The sequence below is a fragment of the Clostridium sp. YIM B02506 genome (assembly GCF_022324845.1).
Taxonomy (GTDB): domain Bacteria; phylum Bacillota; class Clostridia; order Clostridiales; family Clostridiaceae; genus Clostridium_T; species Clostridium_T intestinale.
The window spans coordinates 1-18345 of the sequence record NZ_JAKGTG010000035.1; the positions used below are offsets into that span (position 1 = coordinate 1).

General features: G+C 29.8%; 17 protein-coding genes. 15 read left to right on the forward strand and 2 right to left on the reverse strand.

The genetic code is table 11. The features are described from left to right. The first annotated feature begins 131 nt into the window (after window positions 1-131). The gene (locus L1S49_RS19600) at window positions 132-734 is read left to right on the forward strand and encodes a DUF1349 domain-containing protein (protein WP_238907059.1); all 603 of its coding nucleotides are present in this window, start codon (window positions 132-134) and stop codon (window positions 732-734) included. A 748-nt stretch (window positions 735-1482) separates the two neighbouring features. Here the strand turns inward: L1S49_RS19600 and L1S49_RS19605 are convergent. Next, window positions 1483-2847, reverse strand: coding sequence for a citrate/2-methylcitrate synthase (locus tag L1S49_RS19605; RefSeq protein WP_238907060.1), 1365 nt, complete (start codon window positions 2845-2847; stop codon window positions 1483-1485). A gap of 264 nt (window positions 2848-3111) precedes the next feature. Between L1S49_RS19605 and L1S49_RS19610 the strand changes: the two genes are divergently transcribed. The 8 genes from L1S49_RS19610 (at window position 3112) to scpB (ending at window position 9802) form a co-directional block, all read left to right on the forward strand. Next, window positions 3112-3336 carry a hypothetical protein gene (locus L1S49_RS19610; RefSeq protein WP_238907061.1) on the forward strand — a complete coding sequence of 75 codons (225 nt, stop codon included), beginning with the start codon at window positions 3112-3114 and terminating at the stop codon, window positions 3334-3336. A 40-nt stretch (window positions 3337-3376) separates the two neighbouring features. Then, window positions 3377-3901 carry an NUDIX hydrolase gene (locus tag L1S49_RS19615; RefSeq protein ID WP_238907062.1) on the forward strand — a complete coding sequence of 175 codons (525 nt, stop codon included), beginning with the start codon at window positions 3377-3379 and terminating at the stop codon, window positions 3899-3901. A gap of 124 nt (window positions 3902-4025) precedes the next feature. Then, a complete protein-coding gene (gene spoIIM / locus L1S49_RS19620; RefSeq protein WP_073019696.1) occupies window positions 4026-4652 on the forward strand; it encodes a stage II sporulation protein M in 627 nt (208 codons plus the stop codon). A gap of 45 nt (window positions 4653-4697) precedes the next feature. Further along, window positions 4698-5579, forward strand: coding sequence for a tyrosine-type recombinase/integrase (locus L1S49_RS19625; RefSeq protein ID WP_073019694.1), 882 nt, complete (start codon window positions 4698-4700; stop codon window positions 5577-5579). 135 nt (window positions 5580-5714) lie between these two features. After that, window positions 5715-7013: a pyrimidine-nucleoside phosphorylase gene (locus L1S49_RS19630; RefSeq protein WP_238907063.1), complete on the forward strand. Its 1299-nt coding sequence runs from the start codon at window positions 5715-5717 to the stop codon at window positions 7011-7013. A 114-nt stretch (window positions 7014-7127) separates the two neighbouring features. Next, window positions 7128-8312 carry a D-alanyl-D-alanine carboxypeptidase family protein gene (locus L1S49_RS19635; protein ID WP_073019691.1) on the forward strand — a complete coding sequence of 395 codons (1185 nt, stop codon included), beginning with the start codon at window positions 7128-7130 and terminating at the stop codon, window positions 8310-8312. 151 nt (window positions 8313-8463) lie between these two features. Then, window positions 8464-9213 carry a segregation/condensation protein A gene (locus L1S49_RS19640; RefSeq protein ID WP_238907064.1) on the forward strand — a complete coding sequence of 250 codons (750 nt, stop codon included), beginning with the start codon at window positions 8464-8466 and terminating at the stop codon, window positions 9211-9213. After that, window positions 9206-9802: an SMC-Scp complex subunit ScpB gene (scpB, locus tag L1S49_RS19645; RefSeq protein ID WP_238907065.1), complete on the forward strand. Its 597-nt coding sequence runs from the start codon at window positions 9206-9208 to the stop codon at window positions 9800-9802. Before L1S49_RS19640 ends, scpB begins: the two co-directional genes overlap by 8 nt. A gap of 22 nt (window positions 9803-9824) precedes the next feature. Here scpB and ytfJ read toward each other — a convergent pair whose 3' ends face one another. Further along, complete coding sequence (ytfJ, locus tag L1S49_RS19650) at window positions 9825-10253, reverse strand: GerW family sporulation protein (protein ID WP_073019684.1); 429 nt, start codon at window positions 10251-10253, stop codon at window positions 9825-9827. Between the two features lie 624 nt (window positions 10254-10877). On the opposite strand from ytfJ, the gene L1S49_RS19655 reads away from it, so the two are divergent. The 6 genes from L1S49_RS19655 to L1S49_RS19680 all read left to right on the forward strand — a co-directional run bounded on the left by L1S49_RS19655 (window position 10878) and on the right by L1S49_RS19680 (window position 18318). Beyond that, window positions 10878-11942 (forward strand): D-alanyl-D-alanine carboxypeptidase family protein, encoded by a 1065-nt coding sequence (locus tag L1S49_RS19655; RefSeq protein WP_238907066.1) that lies wholly within the window; start codon window positions 10878-10880, stop codon window positions 11940-11942. Window positions 11943-12006: 64 nt separating this feature from the next. Continuing rightward, window positions 12007-12555 (forward strand): YcxB family protein, encoded by a 549-nt coding sequence (locus tag L1S49_RS19660; protein WP_238907067.1) that lies wholly within the window; start codon window positions 12007-12009, stop codon window positions 12553-12555. Window positions 12556-12747: 192 nt separating this feature from the next. Then, entirely contained in the window at window positions 12748-14097 is a 1350-nt protein-coding gene (locus tag L1S49_RS19665) for an FAD-dependent oxidoreductase (RefSeq protein ID WP_238907068.1), read from the forward strand. 29 nt (window positions 14098-14126) lie between these two features. Next, a complete protein-coding gene (locus L1S49_RS19670) occupies window positions 14127-15431 on the forward strand; it encodes a Na+/H+ antiporter NhaC family protein (protein WP_238907069.1) in 1305 nt (434 codons plus the stop codon). 56 nt (window positions 15432-15487) lie between these two features. Beyond that, window positions 15488-17632 carry a hydantoinase/oxoprolinase family protein gene (locus L1S49_RS19675; protein ID WP_238907070.1) on the forward strand — a complete coding sequence of 715 codons (2145 nt, stop codon included), beginning with the start codon at window positions 15488-15490 and terminating at the stop codon, window positions 17630-17632. Between the two features lie 20 nt (window positions 17633-17652). Then, complete coding sequence (locus tag L1S49_RS19680) at window positions 17653-18318, forward strand: hypothetical protein (RefSeq protein WP_238907071.1); 666 nt, start codon at window positions 17653-17655, stop codon at window positions 18316-18318. Window positions 18319-18345 lie beyond the last annotated feature (27 nt).

The following is an 18345-nucleotide window of genomic DNA, read 5'->3' on the forward strand; positions in this document are numbered from 1 at the left end:
AGGATAGTTTATCCATTATAGGTGGGTCAACTTTACTCGTTAAAGGTGGGTCAGTTTTAAGTATAAATCAACATATAATTAATTAAACAATTACAAATTATTATGTATTATAAAGGTATGGAGGATTTAACATGTTTGAATTTAATATTAAAGAGGCAAAATGGTTTTATAAGCCTGAGAGTTATGTGATTGAAAAAGATAGGGTTGAAATTACAACTGATCCAAATACTGATTTTTGGCAAAGAACTTATTATGGATTTAGAAATGATAATGCTCATGTGTTTTATGTTACAACAGATGAAAAACACTTTACTTTTACGGTAAAGGTTGATTTTAATAGTACAGCATTATTTGACCAGAGTGGAGTTGCGATTTATCAGGATAGCGATAATTGGGTAAAAGCAGGGGTGGAATTTCACGACAATAATACTGCATGGCTCGGAAGCGTAGTAACTAATCATGGATATTCTGATTGGGCAACCACCGACATTAGTTCATCTATAAAGTGTGTCTGGTATAGAATAAGTAGAAGAGAAAGTGATTATTGTATTGAGCATTCATTTGATGGTATAAACTTTAAACAAATGAGAATTTTTCACTTGTTCGAAGGTGGAGATGAAATTAATATTGGTTTACTTGCATGTTCTCCAAATAATAATTCTTTTAAATCTATATTTACTGAAATGAAAATAACAGAGTGTTTATGGGAAAAATATAATCCAATTACAAATTAAGAGTCTAAAGTTATAGGCTCTTTTTTTTATAGGAATTCTAGCATTAAGGCATCGAGGTAAAGAGGTAAAAAGAATTAATAACAGATAAATTAAACTTTTTGATAAAAAGATTGACAATAAATAATTGAAGAATTGCACTTCTGATCTGTAGAAGCGTTCCTCAGCTTCATCAATTCCTTTTAGCGGCTTATCTGTAGAAGTTCAAAGAACTTCATCAAATCCCTTCTCTTTCTCAGCGTCAGTCTAATCCATATTGGTATAAATAAATCTAATGAGACTTGCACCGCTAATCGGTAGAAGCTCTCCTCAGCTTCAATCTAATCATTTAAGTCTCTACAGAATAGAAGTGCAGCTTCAATCTAATCCTTTTAGAAGTTTAAGAATATTTTTTTATAAAAGATGAATAATGAGTAGGAAGAAAAGTAGACTACCTATGTCAAAATGTCAAAATGTCAAAATGTCAAAATGTCAAAATGTCAAAATGTCATTATGTTGTTGTGTCGTACTTAGAAGGAATCTAATGAGGATTGAGAAGAAGCCTCTACAGGGAAGTGGGGCAGCTTCAATCTAATCCTTTTACTTATATTTTGTAGATGAAATTATTTTTTGGATAAAAACAGCTTGCAAAAAAAGTCGCAGAAAAAGTTGACTGCCCTAAGAAAGCGAGAAAGCGAGAAAGCGAGAAAGCGAGAAAGCGAGAAAAATGAGAGCATACTAGACTTAAAAAAATCTAGTATGCTCTCAAATTTTATCGTTCATTAATCCCTTTATATAATTTTTCGGTAACTATACTTTCGTATGCTGGTCTTATTATTTTATCTGTATTTATAAGTTCTTCAAGACGATGCGCGCTCCAACCAACAATTCTTGCCATTGCAAAAATTGGAGTATAAAGCTCTAAAGGAATGTCCAACATACTATAAACAAAGCCGCTATAAAAATCTACATTAGCACTTACTCCTTTATAGATATTACGCTCTTCTGCTATTACTTCAGGAGCAAGTCTTTCTATAATTGAATATAGTTTAAAATCAGTATCTCTAGATTTTTCTATTGCTAGTTTCTCTACAAAACCTTTGAAAACAGTTGCTCTTGGATCGGAGATTGTATATACAGCATGTCCCATTCCATATATTAAACCTCTTTTATCAAATACTTCTTTATTAAGCATCTTTTTAAGATAAGCTCTTATTTGATCTTCATCATTTATATTATTAACATTTGATTTAATATCCTCCATCATTTCTACAACCTTAATGTTTGCTCCACCATGTTTACCTCCTTTTAAAGAGGATAAAGCTGCTGAGATAACTGAATAAGTATCTGAACCTGATGATGAAACCACTCTTGTTGTAAAAGTGGAGTTATTACCGCCACCATGTTCCATATGAAGCATTAAGGCTGTATCAAGTACACTTGCTTCAAGAGATGTATATTTTGTGTCAGGTCTTAACATTCTTAATATATTTTCAGCTGTTGAAAGATTTTCATCTGGTCTATGAATATAAAAACTTTCTTTAGCCTCATAGTGGTTATAGGCATGATATCCATAAACTGCAAGCATAGGAAATATACTTATAAGCATTAGACATTGTTTTAAAACATTGTCTAATGATAGATCAGAAACATTTTCATCATAGGATGAAAGTGTTAAAATACTTTTAGTTAAGGAATTCATGATATCATTACTTGGCGCTTTCATAATTACATCGCGTACAAAATTTTTAGGAAGCTCTCTTGTGATATTTAATACGCTTTTAAACTTAGTAAGCTCACTTTCAGTAGGAAGTTTGGAAAATAAAAGTAAATATGTAGTCTCTTCAAAACCGTAACGCTTGTCATTAACAAAACCCTTAATTAAATCTATGATATTATAACCTCTATAAAGAAGTTCCCCTTCACAAGGAATGCTTTTTCCATTAACTTCTTCATGTGATTTAATTGAAGATATACTTGTAATTCCAGTAACTACACCTTTCCCATTTTGATCTCTAAGCCCTCTTTTTACCCCGTATTTTTCATATAAGCTTATATCAATAAGACTAGTTTCACTACATATTTTGCTGTATTTATTTGTATACTGGTCAAGAGTTTCTCTTTCTATTTCTTTCATAATATTTTGCCCCCATTAATATTTTATTTGATGACTTAATTTTTCATATGAATATATATAACTGTTAATGATTTTCTGTTATTTAATATATTCATAGAATTATTAATGAATAGATTTACTTAAACAAAATATATTACAAAAACAATAATATATCAATCTTTTTTATATTATTTTACTATTACAAATATAGATTATAGGGGTATTTTTATTTAAAGTGGTAAATATAATAATGAATTTATTATTTATAAAAATAGGGGGACTACAATGAATAAAGAAAAATTAAAAAACGAAATAGAAAAAAATGATGTGATTTTTAGATATAATAATAGGTATTATTCTATATGTTATTTTGGAGATAAATACAGTGTATATGAAACAGATGTTGACTATAGTGAACAAAGGTTTAGCTCTTTTGAAGAAATGATAGAAAATTTTAATATAGAGGGAAAAGCATTTAAGGATGTAATAGGGGAGATTATTCTGGTATAATATACTAAATATTAATAAACTATGTTTTAAGAGGTGTCATATGAACTTAGTAGAAAAAACTTTAAAGAAAAGTACCGTTTATGAAGGTGATTTTCTAATATATGAAAAGATACAAGTAGAATTACCAGATGGAAATACAGCTAATAGGGATGTAATAAGACATCCAGGGGCAGTTGCGGTAATAGCTATTACTGAAGATAATAAGGTGTTGTTTGTTGAGCAATATAGGAAGGCATTAGACAAAATTACATTGGAAATACCAGCAGGAAAGATAGACAAGGGAGAATCTCCTGAAAAAAGTGTTGTTAGAGAATTGGAAGAAGAAACTGGATTTAAATCTGATAATATAAAATTTTTAGGGAAAATAGTTACGGCCCCTGGATTTTGTGATGAGTATATACATATTTATTTAGCGAAAGACCTAAAAACAGGAATTAAGGAAGGAGATGAAGATGAATTTATAAATGTTAAAGAATTTTCAATGGAAGAAATTAAGAAGTTGATATTAAATGGAGAAATATATGATAGTAAAACATTATCAGCTCTATTATATGTTTTAATTTAGAAAACTGCCTTTAGATAGTATTTATCTACTATTTCAAGGCAGTTTATTTTTTTATTTTTTTAATAAGAATAATTATATTCCTTATATCATAAAGATAATTATGGTAACAAGGAGGTATATAAGAATGAAGTTTAAAAGTTTGTTTGAGGAAAGTATGAGAAAAAATAAAGGGGCCTACTTAATGACATTTCTCTTCTTTTCAATAGGAATTGTTTTGGGAGCATATACCATAAAGTACATGGGAGATTTTAATAGATCAGAGTTAAGTAATTATTTTACTAGTTTTTCAACAAATTTAGGAAATGAAAATATAAATCATAGTGACATATTGTTTTCATCAATAAAAAACAATGCGATTCTTTTTATAGCAATAATTTTATTAGGAATCTTTATTTTTGGTTTTCCTTTTATATTATTAATAGATTTATGGAAAGGATATTCTATAGGTTTTACTTTTTCTTTTTTACTTACAACATATGAATACAAAGGTATTGGACTAGCCTTAGCCGCAATAATTCCTCAAAACATTTTCATTATACCCTGCTTAATACTTTTAAGTACTATATGTTTTAGTATGTCATTTGATAAATTTAAAAGTAAATTTACAAAAAATAAAAAAATATCTATAGATATAGCGGAGTTTGGGAATATATTGATAATATTTTCCATATTATTGGGTATAGGAATTTTTATAGAAGCCTTTATAAGTCCGAGTATAATAAGATTTATTATTACTACAATCTATCTTTAACAGTTCTTTGAATGGTTTTATTAAGTAATTTTATGGGAGAGAAAAATGAAGGAGATACTAAAAAGTTATGAGGAATATTTATATGATAGCTCAAAAAGTAAAAATACAGTATTAGCCTATGTTACAGATATAACATTATATAGTAAATTTTTATTAAATACGAAAAAAATTGAAATTCTAGAATCTGATAAAGACTGTATCAGTGAATACATTAAGTATTTAATTAGTCAAGGAAAAAGCGAAAGAAGTGTCAACAGGATAATTATTTCTATTAGAAATTTTTATGGATTTTTAAAGAAAAAAGCACTTATTAAAGAAGTACCAGAAATAACCTACAAAACTTCAAATTTATCCAAAAAAATACCGGAGATATTGACAGTAGATGAAATTGATAGGATAATCAATATTGTAGACAAAGATAGTCTTAAAGGAGTAAGGGACAAGGCTTTACTTGAGATTATGTATGCTACTGGTATGAAGGTAAGTGAATTAACGGCATTAAAAATCCAAGATATTAATACAGAGATGTCCTTTGTTGCATGTAAAGATAATAAAAGAACAGATAGATTGATTCCTATAGGAAGTTCGGCAGTTAGAGCTTTAAACGAATACTTATCAGAAAGAGATAGGGTTGGATACCTTACATCTCCGTATTTATTTATTAATTTAAATGGAAATAAGTTAACAAGGCAAGGAGTTTGGAGAATAGTAAAATCTTATTGTGAAAGAGCAGGAATTAGGAAAAGTGTTAATCTTAATACTTTCAGGCATTCTTTTGCAGTTCATTTATTGGAAAATGGAGCAAATGTTAGAGCGGTTCAAAAGTTATTAGGGAATCAAGTTTTAACATATATGGATACTTACTATGAAATAATAAACTCTGATAGATTAAATGTAATCTATAAGAGATCTCATCCAAGAGCTTAATTAGGGACCTTAATTGTGTCCCTTTAAAAGAAAATAATGTGTGAGCGATTACACAATTTTAAAAATATACTTAAACAATTATCCAAAAGGATAAAAAAGATGGATAGTGGAAAACTTAAAGCGGAGGTATATAAAATGAGAATGGTAGATATTATTCAGAAGAAAAAACAAGGTGAAGCTTTAACAGCATTAGAAATTGATTTTGCTGTTCAAGGTTATACTAAAGGTGAAATTCCAGATTATCAAATGTCAGCATTTTTAATGGCAGTATATTTTAAGGGTATGAATAAAGAAGAAATATCCAATATGACCTTATCTTTTGTTAATTCAGGAGATCAAGTGGATTTAACAGCTATTGAAGGAATAAAAGTAGATAAGCATTCAACAGGTGGTGTTGGAGATAAAATTAGCTTAATAGTTATACCACTAGTAGCTTCATTAGGTATACCTGTAGCTAAGATGTCAGGAAGAGGATTAGGGCATACAGGCGGGACTATAGATAAATTAGAATCTATAGAAGGATTTAAGACAGAGTTAACTAGTGAAGAGTTTATAAACAATGTAAACAAGTATAAAATGGCAATAGTTGGTCAGTCAGGAAATTTAACTCCAGCAGATAAAAAGATATATGCATTAAGAGACGTTACAGCAACAGTAGACAGTATACCACTTATTGCAAGTTCAATAATGAGTAAAAAAATAGCTTCTGGAGCTGATGCTATTGTTTTGGATGTAAAAGTTGGAGCTGGAGCTTTTATGAAGACAGTAGATGATGCTAGAGAATTAGCTAGAACTATGGTAGACATAGGTAAGATGCTAAATAGAAAAACCGTTGCTATAATTACAGATATGAATAATCCTTTAGGCCATGAAGTTGGTAATGCTAATGAAATTAGAGAAGCTATAGAAGTTTTAAAGGGGCATGGATCAGAGGATGAAACTACTGTAGCATTAACCATTGCATCTCACATGGCTGTATTAGGTGGAGCATTTAATGAATTTGAGGAAGCTTATAAAAACTTAGAAAGTATAATAAGGTCAGGAAAAGCTATAGAAAAGCTAAAAGAGTTTGTTAAGATTCAAGGTGGGAACTCTGAAGTTGTTGAAAATGTTGATTTACTTCCTAAAGCTAAATATCATATAGAAGTTAAAGCAAAAGAAGATGGATATGTTTCTCATATAGAAGCAGAAAAGATAGGTATTGCTGCAATGCTACTTGGAGCTGGAAGAAAAACTAAAGAAGATAGTATAGATTTTGCAGCTGGAATCACCCTAAACAAAAAGGTTGGAGATAAGGTAAAAGTAGGTGAAGCTATATGTACTCTCCATACTAATTTGGAGGTTTGCGAAGATGCAAAAAAAGTAGCTGAAGAGGCATTCTACATTAGTGATAAATGCAATACTATACAATATATCCATGATATAGTAATGTAGATAATGATGTGATTTTTGGATGAATATTACATACAAAAATAAGATGTTAAAGAGTCTTATTTTTGTATGTTTTTTTTTATTTTGGTAAAGATATTTCTGAAAGGAGGAGTACAAATGATGAAATTTGATAAAAAACTTATAGCAAAAATATTATTAATTACAAGTATATTTTCACTAGGAAGCACAAGCTTAAGAGTTAAAGCGGAAGACGCTGGCACTAATGGAGGAATAGAGGTTGAAGCAAAGAGTGCATTACTTATGGAGGCTAAAAGCGGTACAATAGTGTATGAAAAAAATTCCCATGAGAAATTTGCACCTGCATCAGTTACGAAAATAATGACTATGCTTTTAGCTATGGAGGCTGTTGACTCAGGAAAAATAAAAATTGATGATAAAATAACCGCATCAGAAAATGCAAAAAAAATGGGCGGAAGCACCATGCTATTAGATATAGGAGAGATAAGAACTGTAGAAGAGATATTAAAAGGGATAGCGATTGCCTCAGGTAATGATGCAGCTGTAGCTATGGGAGAATATCTTGCAGGAACACAAGAAGCTTTTGTTGAATTAATGAACAAAAGAGCACAAGAACTTGGAATGAAGGATACTACCTTCAAAAACTGTACTGGTTTGCCAGCAGAAGGTCATTTATCCTCAGCATATGATATATCAATAATGTCTAGAGAACTATTAAAGCACCCAACTATACTAAAATATACAGGCACTTATATGGAGACTATATCAGAAGGAAGAAAAGCACCAATTGAATTAGTTAATCATAATAAGTTAGTAAGATTCTTTAAGGGCTGTGATGGACTAAAAACTGGATATACTGAGGAAGCTAAATATTGTATATCTGCTACAGCAACTAGAGAAGGTGTAAGAATGTTAAGTGTAATTATGGGAGCACCTACATATAAAATAAGAAATAGAGATGCATCATTATTATTAAATTTTGGTTTCTCTAAATTTGAAGGTAAAAAGATTCTAGATAAGGATGCAGATGTAGTTAAAGTACCGCTTAATAAGAGCGAAGATAAATTCTTTATTGCAAAAGCTAAAGAAGAAGTGGTATTAGTATTCCCTAGAGGTTCAGGAGATAGCGTTGAACAAAAGATTTCTTTAGATGAAAGTAGAAGATCATACACAAAAGGTGAAAAAATAGGGGTATGTGAATACTACTTAGGAGAACAAAAAATAGCAGAAGTTGAGCTATATGCAGATAGAGATGTTAAAAAAGGTGGATTTATAGATAATCTAAAATACAACTTCAGGAACCTTTTTAAAGGTGGAGTTTAAATATATTAATGAGAAGGATTAGAATAATATAAATAAAGATGAGAAGGATTAGAATAATATAAATATTAATGAGCGTGACTTTTTTCTTGAACTAAGTTACGCTCATTGATATTATTATAAATGTGCTATAAAATGCAGGAGAGTAATTATTATGGATATTATGAAGATAAAAATAGAAAACTTTGAAGGACCATTTGATTTATTATTACATCTAATAAGAAAAAATAAAATGGACATATATAATATTAGAATTTTTGAAATTACTAATCAATATCTAGAACATTTAAAAACAATGAAGGAATTAGACTTAGAGATAACTTCAGAGTTTATTGTAATGGCTTCCACGTTACTGGAGATTAAATCTAAAACCTTACTTCCTAAAATAAAAAATGAAGAAGAGGATGAAAATCCTGAACTTTCCCTTGTAGAAAAACTTATAAGATACAGAAAGTTTAAGGGGGCAGCTGAATTTTTAAAAGAAAAAAGTTTATATAATGGAGTTGTCTTTTCGAAGAAACCTGAAATAATTGAAGAACCTAAAACTGATAAAAATAATGAAGACATATTTAAAAATATTACTATGTTAGATCTATATAACATATATAATAACCTTATTGAACAGATGAAAAATAAGATGAACGAATCTAATGTAAGTAATATGAGCAAAACTATTGAAATGGATAGATATAGAGTTGAGGATAAGATAGTGTACATAAAAGAATTGTTAGGTAATAAAAAAGTGTACAAGTTCAACGATATAATAAGTGAATGTGAAAGCAAAATAGAAACTATAGTTACATTTTTAGCTTTATTAGAACTTATTAAAGACAAGCAAGTAAAAGTATTACAAGAAAATAGTTTTGAAGAAATTTATGTTGAAAGGATTGAAGTAGATGAGTAAATTAGATATTAATCAATATGAATTTACTGAAGTTTCTAAAAAAGAATCGTTAAAATCTATAATTGAAAGCTTGTTATTTGTAGCTGGAGAACCATTAAAAATAAAAGACATTGGGGCTATTTTAGAATGCTCTGAAGAAGAGTGTTTGGAGTTGATTAAAGAAATGGAAAAAGAACTTGATAATGATAAATCCAGAGGGATTAAGTTAATCTCCATTGAAGGTGGATATCAATTTGTTACTAAGTCACATAATAGTGATTATATACAGAAATTACTTAAGAAAAATGTGAGACAATCTCTATCGCAAGCTTCTTTAGAAAGTTTAGCTATAATAGCATATAGACAACCTATCACAAGAGTAGATATTGATGATATAAGAGGAGTAAAAAGCGATTCAGCTCTTCATAGATTATTAGAAAGAAACCTTATAAAAGAAATAGGGAGGTTAGAGGTTCCAGGAAGACCGATACTTTTTGGAACTACGGAAGAGTTTTTAAGGGCTTTTGGTTTAGAAACCCTAAAAGAGCTACCTTCTCTTGACTTATTTAATACAGAAGAACAAAAAGAAGAACCAGAGTTTGAAGAATAATCTTTAAACTCTGGTTTTTTAGTTATTCTACATTAACATTAACTTTAGTATGACCATCTTCCTCAGAGTCTTTAGATAACTTGTTTTTAATCATTTCTATGACTTGAGGGATAGTATCAACAATTCTATCATAAGTATTATTAGCATCAACAGGTAATAATCTAACAGAATTATCACGCATTACTAAAAAAGCTACAGGTTTTACTGACACACCAGCACCAGAACCACCACCAAAAGGATAACGTTGATCTTTCTCACTGGCTATTTTTTCAGTTCCAAATTCACTTCCACCAGATGCAAATCCCACACTAACCTTAGATATAGGTATTATGCAGCTACCGTCTTTTGTTTCAATAGCATCACCTATTACAGTGTTAACATCAATCATTTCTTTTAAATTTTCCATGGTACATTTCATTAAATTTTCTATAGGATGATTATCATTGTTCATATGCCTCCCTTAAAGGGGACACCTCCTTTTTTATGCATTTTAATAAATTAATAGCAATAATGATTAGTTTTACAAAATTTATATAAATTATTCCTTTAAATTGAAATTCAATGTTAAATTCATTTTTAAATAAAGGATTTACTTGTATATTAAATTTCTTAATTTTAAAAAACCATAATAATAAATGATGAAGTGAACTTGATAATATATTTAAATATCCATTTAAAATTGCGGTGTAATAAGCATCAGAGGTATCGTAAAGAAGTTTATACTTGTAAGATAATCTAGGCTTAAATTTAGAATGTTTTATTATATGCAAAAATTTTTTCCAATTAAAAATAAAATTATAGTTTTTCTTTTTCTTTGGAGACTTTTTTTTCTTATCAGATTTTTTTATTTTTATCTCTTTATTATATAAATAAATTTTAATTATCTTATTATTAACATAAAGTGAAAATTTTATAGGAAAAGGGATAAAAATAAGAATAACAAGAACAAATATTATATACAAGTAAATCACCTCATTAACTATATCTTTAAGTTTATCCATAAGTGTTAAAATTAAACATTTATTAATTGAATTAAATTTAAATAATAATACACACTATAAAATGAGGTGATTTTATGGCAAAAAAAATATCATTGTTGTTTATTTGTTTTTTATTTATGATAACAACTGCAGCGCAAGCAAAAACAAAAAAAATATCAATTGACGCAAAGGCAGCTGTAGCTATAGACGGTAAAAGTGGCGTAATATTATATGCAAAAAATGCCCATGAAATAGTACCTATGGCTAGTACAACTAAAATTGTTACTTCATTAGTAGCCTTAAATAGAGGAAATGTAGATGAAAAATTTAAAATAAGTAAAAGTTCTGCAACCATTAATGGCTCTACTGTAGGTTATAGAGAAGGAGAAGAAATAGCTTTAAGAGAACTTTTATATGGACTTATGTATAAGTCAGGCAATGATGCTGCTATTGCAATAGCAGAAGGAATAGGGGGAACTAAAGAAAATTTTTATAAACAGATGAATGAATGTTCAAGAAATATAGGACTAATTAATAGTTCTTTTAACTCTCCCCATGGTTTAGATACAGAAAATCATTATTCTACAGCCTATGATTTAGCAATTGCTACTAAAAAAGCTATGGAAAATGATATTTTTAGAGAAATAGTAGGAACAAGAGAAATATCTAGAGTTAAATATAACTTCTCAAGAGACTACAACAATATAAATAAAATGCTTTTTCAAGTTCCGGAAGCTAATGGAGTTAAAACAGGATATACAGGTGGAGCAGGTAAATGTTTAGTATCTTCCTTTAGGTATCAAGACAGAGATATAATTACTGTTGTTTTAAACTGCCCAGAAAGATGGAGAGAAAGTACTAAATTGTTTGAATATGTAAAAGAAAATTATTCTGATTATTCGGTTAATGTTCATGATTATTTTAAGGATAAAAATAGCAAGTTTCTTGATTTAGTTAAGGATGACAAGATTAGTATTATGGCTCCTAAAGATGGAATAGAATCCGAAATGGTTCTTATAACTCCAACTAAAAAAATAATGAAAGATGATTATCTAGGATATATAAGCATAAAATCAAAAGTTGGAGATGAAATATATAAAAAAAATATATATTCTGAAGTATCGATGAAAAATAAAGAGTTTTTGGAGTTAATGAATTAATTAAGTTTGCAGGTAATAAAAAGTTACCTGCACTTTTAATAAGTTAATTGAAAGGAAATAATTTATGTTTGAACTAGAATATGAACTTTCAAAAAAAGATTATATAGAGTATGACCTCTTTACTTTAATGGCATCAAGTACAATGAAGAAATTACTGTTTATACAAAGATATATAATATCACTAATTTTTTTAGTTGCGCCATTTGTAGGAAGAAAGATAAGTACAATATCTTTTGAGATATGGCTTATTGTATTTATAATTATATATTTGGTTTGGGTTATTTTTTATCCAAAATTTTTTGAAGCCATGCTTAAAATAAGGCTAGAAAGAATGATTAATAGAGGAAAACAGGAGTATTTATTTGGTAATCATAAAATATTAATACGTCCTGAAGGAGTATTTGAAAATAATAAAACTGGGATATATGAAAGTCACTGGACTGCAATAAAAAAAATCGTTGAAACAAAAGAAAAGATATACATTTATAGAGAGGCTATAGGGGTAATCATTATACCTAAAAGATTCTTCTTTAGTTTAAATTATAAAGAGGAGTTTATTAAATTGGTTGAAAAGTACAGTGAATTAGAAAGAATAAGCATTGAATATCAATAAAAATCTTCATGAAATATAATCATGGAGATTTTTATTTTGACTCTAAAAAGGAGGATTAAGAAAATTTTATCCGAAAAAAACGAAAATAATGAAAATTATTTTTAAAAACTATTTACAAGAAAGAATGCGTGTGGTAAATTAAAAATGTAGTATTAAAACGATATCATGAATTTTGTTGAAGGGAGAGAATAAATGAAAAACTATGATTTAGTTATTGTAGGTGGTGGAATTTCTGGTTCAGTTGCAGCTATAGCAGCAGCTAGAATGGGTGAAAAAGTACTTATAATTGAAGGCGCAGGGTTTTTAGGAGGAGCATTAACTTCTTGTGGAGTAGGACCAATGATGACTTTTCATGCAGGAGAAAAACAAGTTATTAAAGGAATTACTGATGAGTTAATCGAAAGAATGAAGAAAGCAGGAAAATCACAGGGACATATAATTGATTCTACAACTTACACTTATACTGTAACACCTTTTGACTCGGAGGGTATGAAATATGAGTTAGAATGTATGTTATTAGAAAGTGGAGGAGAAGTTCTATATCACACTATGCTCACAGATGTAAACGTATATGAAAAAAAGGTTGAGAGTATAGAAGTATGTAATAAGTCAGGTAAAAGTTTACTTAGTGCTAAAGTATTCATAGATGCAACTGGTGATGGAGACCTTGCATATTTGTCTGGAGTTCCTTGTAAAAAAGGAAGAGAAAGTGATGGAGCTGCTCAACCTATGACATTAAAGATGAAGATGAGAAATGTTAATATGGAGGAAATTAAGGAATATATAAAAAATAATCCTGATAATTTTACTAGAATTCATAGAGACGTTTCGTTGATGGACAAGGTATCAAGGTTATCGGTAATAGGATTTGTAAAAGAATTCGAAGAAGGTAAAAAAAATAAAGAGATATCTATTAAAAGAGAAGATGTACTTTTCTTTGAAACAAATAACCCAGGTGAAGTAATAATAAATACAACTAGGATTTTAGGTTGTGATGGAACAGATGCTTGGAGTTTAACTAAGGCCGAAATAGAAGGAAGAAAACAATGTAGGGAATTAGAATTATTCTTGAAAAAGAGAATTAAAGGTTTTGAAAATGCAGTGGTTGTTTCAACAGGACCATCAATTGGAGTAAGAGGATCAAGGCAAATACAAGGTATATATACAATAACAGCAGAAGACTTACTAGAACAAAAGAAGTTTCAAGATGTTATAGCTCACTCTGGTTATCCAATTGATATTCATAGTCCAGATGGAGAAGGAACATCTCATGGGCATCTAAAGTGGGGAGAATATTACGGAATACCATACAGAAGCTTAGTAAGTGAGAAGATAGACAATTTAATTGTTGTTGGAAGATGTATATCAGCGACTTTTGAAGCTCAAGCTGCAATAAGGACAACCCCGACAGTTGGAGCAATAGGACATGCTGGAGGTATAGCAGCAGCTTTGGCAAGTAAAAATAATAAAGCAGTTAAAGATATAGATATTAATGAACTTCAAGAAAATTTATTAAATCAAGGGGCATATTTAGATATATAAAATTAATTATTTTAGGGAGGAATTATAAAATGGGTTCAATTCAAACAATTCAGGCTATCGGAATTTTAGCGGTATTTATAATATCAGTTATTCTTATGATGACAAAGAAGGTGCCAACAATATTAGCTTTACCTATAATGGGAGTTGTCTTTGCTTTAATTGCAGGGGTTCCATTTATGTCAAGTAATGCAGAGACTTATACAATTGCTAAAAATGTTTTAGAGGCTGGAGCTATGAAGATGTCAACAGCAATAGCTGGATTAATTTTTGGTGCTTGGTTTGGACAGATACTTAGCAAGGTAGGCGTGACTAAATCAATTATAAAAAAAGCAGCTGAACTTGCTGGAGATAAACCACTTGGAATAGCTATTACATTTTTTGTAGCAGCATCAGTAATATTTTCAGCATCTTCAGGTTTAGGTATGGTTATATTAGTTGGAACAATCATAATACCAATAATGCTTACAGCAGGGTTAAGTCCACTAGTAAGTGCTATGGTACTATTATTAGCAAATGCAGTAGGGGTAACCTTTAACGTTTCAAACTGGGGTGTTTACACAGATGTAGTGAAACTTCCAGTTAATACAGTTGCAGCTTATACTTTAATACCAGCGATTCCACTAATAGTAGTATCTCTAGCAATGATTGTATTTTATACAAAAAAAGGTGGAAGAAGCAAAAGAGCTTGGGCTATGCCAATAAAAAATGAAGTAATAAATAATGATAACAAAAATGTTAGAGCAATAGCTATGATAAGCCCAATTATACCAGTAGTATTAGTGTTTGCATTTAAGTTAACTATAGTTCCATCTATCTTTATAGGAGCAGCAATAGCAATATTACTTGCAACACCTAAAAGACCTATACATGTATTATCAAGTGCACTTATAGACGGAATTCAAGATGTTGCAGGTGCAATGGGACTTATGATAGGGATAGGAATATTATTAAATTCTGTTATGGCACCACAAGTTGCTACAATAATAGAACCATTAATAAAAGCAATAATACCTACAAGTCCAATAGCTTATATACTTATATTCACTGTATTAGCGCCTTTAGCAATCTATAGAGGACCACTAAATGTTTGGGGACTAGGAAGCGGTATAGCAGCTCTTATGATTTCAGCAGGAATGAATCCTATAGCTGCAATGTTAGCATTACGTATAGATAGTAATCTACAAGCAGTATGTGACCCTACAAATTCACACAATGTTTGGGCAGCGGACTTTACTAAAACAGATATAAATGAAATTTTAAAGAAAACAATAGTATGGATTTTAGTATCAGTATTAATTTCAATGATAATAGCAAGTTTTGTAGTATTTAAATAAATAAAAGAATGGGATGCGTTTAGTATCCTATTCCTATTCATAATAGGAGGTATAGTATGGGAAAGAAAGTTAGAATAGGTATAGATGTTGGAGGAACTTTTACAGATGCAGTTGTTATAGATAATGAAAGCTATGAAATTATAGCTAAGCAAAAGATCCCAACAACTCATGCTAGCAGTGAAGGAGTTGCTGGAGGAATAGTTAGAATAATAGATAAGGTATTAAGTGATAATAATATATCTCCTGATGATGTTATGTTTATAGCACATGGAACAACTCAAGCAACTAATGCATTACTTGAAGGTGATGTAGCTAAAATAGGAATCATTGGAATGGGAACAGGAATAGATGCAGGTAGTGCTAAAAATGAGACTAAAACCTCTGATATACAATTAGCACCAGGAAAGTTTTTGAAAACCTATCATAATTTCTGTGATTCTAAAACCTTAAATGAAACAAATATTAATAGTACAATTGATGGGCTAATAAAAGAAGGTGCAGAGGTTATAGTTGCCTCAGAAGCCTATAGTGTTGATGATCCATCAAATGAACTTAAAGTAATAGATATAGCTAATTCAAAAAATATATATGCAACTGGTGGACATGAAATTTCACAATTATATGGACTGAAAATTAGAACAAGAACAGCAGTAGTTAATGCAAGTTTAATACCTAAGATGATGGAAACTGCTAATATGACAGAAAAGGCTGTTAAGGATGCTAAGATAAAATCACAGCTTATGATAATGCGTTGTGATGGTGGAGTAATGAGTGTTGAGGAAGTTAGAAAAAGACCAATACTTACAATGTTATCAGGACTTGCTGCTGGAGTTGCAGGTGCACTTATGTATGAAAAAATATCTGATGGGATATTTTTTGAAGTTGGTGGAACCAGCGTAGATATATCAGTAATTAAAAATGGAAAAGTAATGATAAAAAATGCTCAAGTAGGAGGGCATAAAACCTACCTTCAATCTCTAGATGTAAGAACATTAGGAGTTGCTGGAGGAAGTATGATAAAGGTTGAGGATAAGAAAATAACTGATGTTGGTCCTAGAAGCGCTCATATTGCAGGCAAGGATTATGAATCTTTTGCAGCAGAAGATAAGATTAATAACCCTAAAATAAAATTTATAAGTCCAAGAGATGATGATCCTAAAAGCTATGTAATTATAGAATGTGAGGATGGGAAAGAGTATTCACTAACTTTAGCTGGAGCTTCAAATATATTAGGGTACATTCCAGAAGATGATTATGCTAGAGGGAATGTAAATAGTGCAAAAAAGGCATGGCAAGTTCTTGCAGACTACCTTGATATATCTGTTGAAGAGGCAGCTAGGCAGGCTATGGACATAGCTGTTAAAAAGGTTATGGAAATAGTAAATGAAATGATAGATGAATATGATTTAGATAGAAAGTTTATTACTTTAGTTGGAGGCGGAGGAAGTGGAGCAGTATTGGTTCCAGCTCTAGCAGACAAAGAAGATTTTAAATGGAAAATAGCAAAAAATGCACCATACATATCGACAATAGGGGTTGCACTTGCTATGGTTCGTGAGCAGATAGAGAAATCTGTATTAAATCCAAATGAAGAAGATATAAAGAGAATAAGAGAAGAAATTATAGAGAAGATAGTAAAGTCAGGAGCAAATGAAGCTACAGTTGATGTTACAATAGAAATAGATAGCCAGAAAAATATATTAAGAGCTATAGCTACAGGTTCAACAGAATTAAGATCTAAAGATCTTACTCAAAGTGAAGTATCCGAAGATAAGATGCAAGAGATAGTATCTGAGGCCTTAAGTGTAGAGAAATCAACGGTTCAAGGTATAGCTAAAACTGGAAGATGGAGTTTGTTTAAATCTGTACAGCAAAAGAAAATGTTTTTTGGGCTATTTAAGAAAAACTTAAATAATCTTTGTGTGGTGGATCGTGAAGGAATTGTAAGATTAAAGAAAGAAAACGCAAATAACTTAATTTTTAGAAAAAATCAACTAGGCAGTGTTTTTGATGAATTTTTAGATGACAACACCATATACTCAGATGCAAATGCAACAATTCCTAAAGTGTTTTTATTTTACAAAGAAAAGATGCTTGATTTAACAGGAATGCAGACCAAGGAACAGCTTTTATCAATAATAGAAGTAGAAACACAATATCTTCAAGAGGATAATGAGATTATTGCATTAGTTTATCAATAAAAAAGCAGGGAGTAATTGATATGGAGAAAATTCTTGATATTTTAGATAGGTTGGATGATGAAGTTTTAGCTTATGGAGAGCTAAAAAATGATCTGGTATTTCATAAAATTCCTAAAGATAAAGTAAGCTACTATATAACTGAATCTTTAAGACTAGGTGAAGAAAAGGGAAAACAGTATAAAACCTCAAATTTGATTAAATTATGTAATGAAAATGAGATTAAAGTAGAGTTTGTAAAAAAATCGGGTAAATTTTATAGCGTTCAGTTTAGAGCAGAAATAAACTTCTCAAAAAAAGAGAACATTATTAAAATATATGAAGACTCACTTATGGATCTTATGAATACCTATAATAAGATGGTTGAGGAAAAAGATAAACTCACTTATGAAGAGGTAATAAATATTCATCTAGCTCACGAATTTTATCACTATTTAGAACATAGAGATAAAAAATACACAAATGATATATTGGAACCTATCTGTACATTTCAATTACTAAGCTTTAAAAAAGAAGCTTCTGTTTTAAAGTGTTCAGAAATAGCTGCACACAAGTTTTGCAAAGAGGTATTAGGATTAAAATATCTTCCTAATATTTATGATTATGTATATTTAATTGAAACAGGAGAAATAAGTTTAACTAATTTCAATGATATGATAACTTCTTGGAAAAAAGAATTAATAAGTTAATAGGGTGAAGGGAATCTATATATTAAC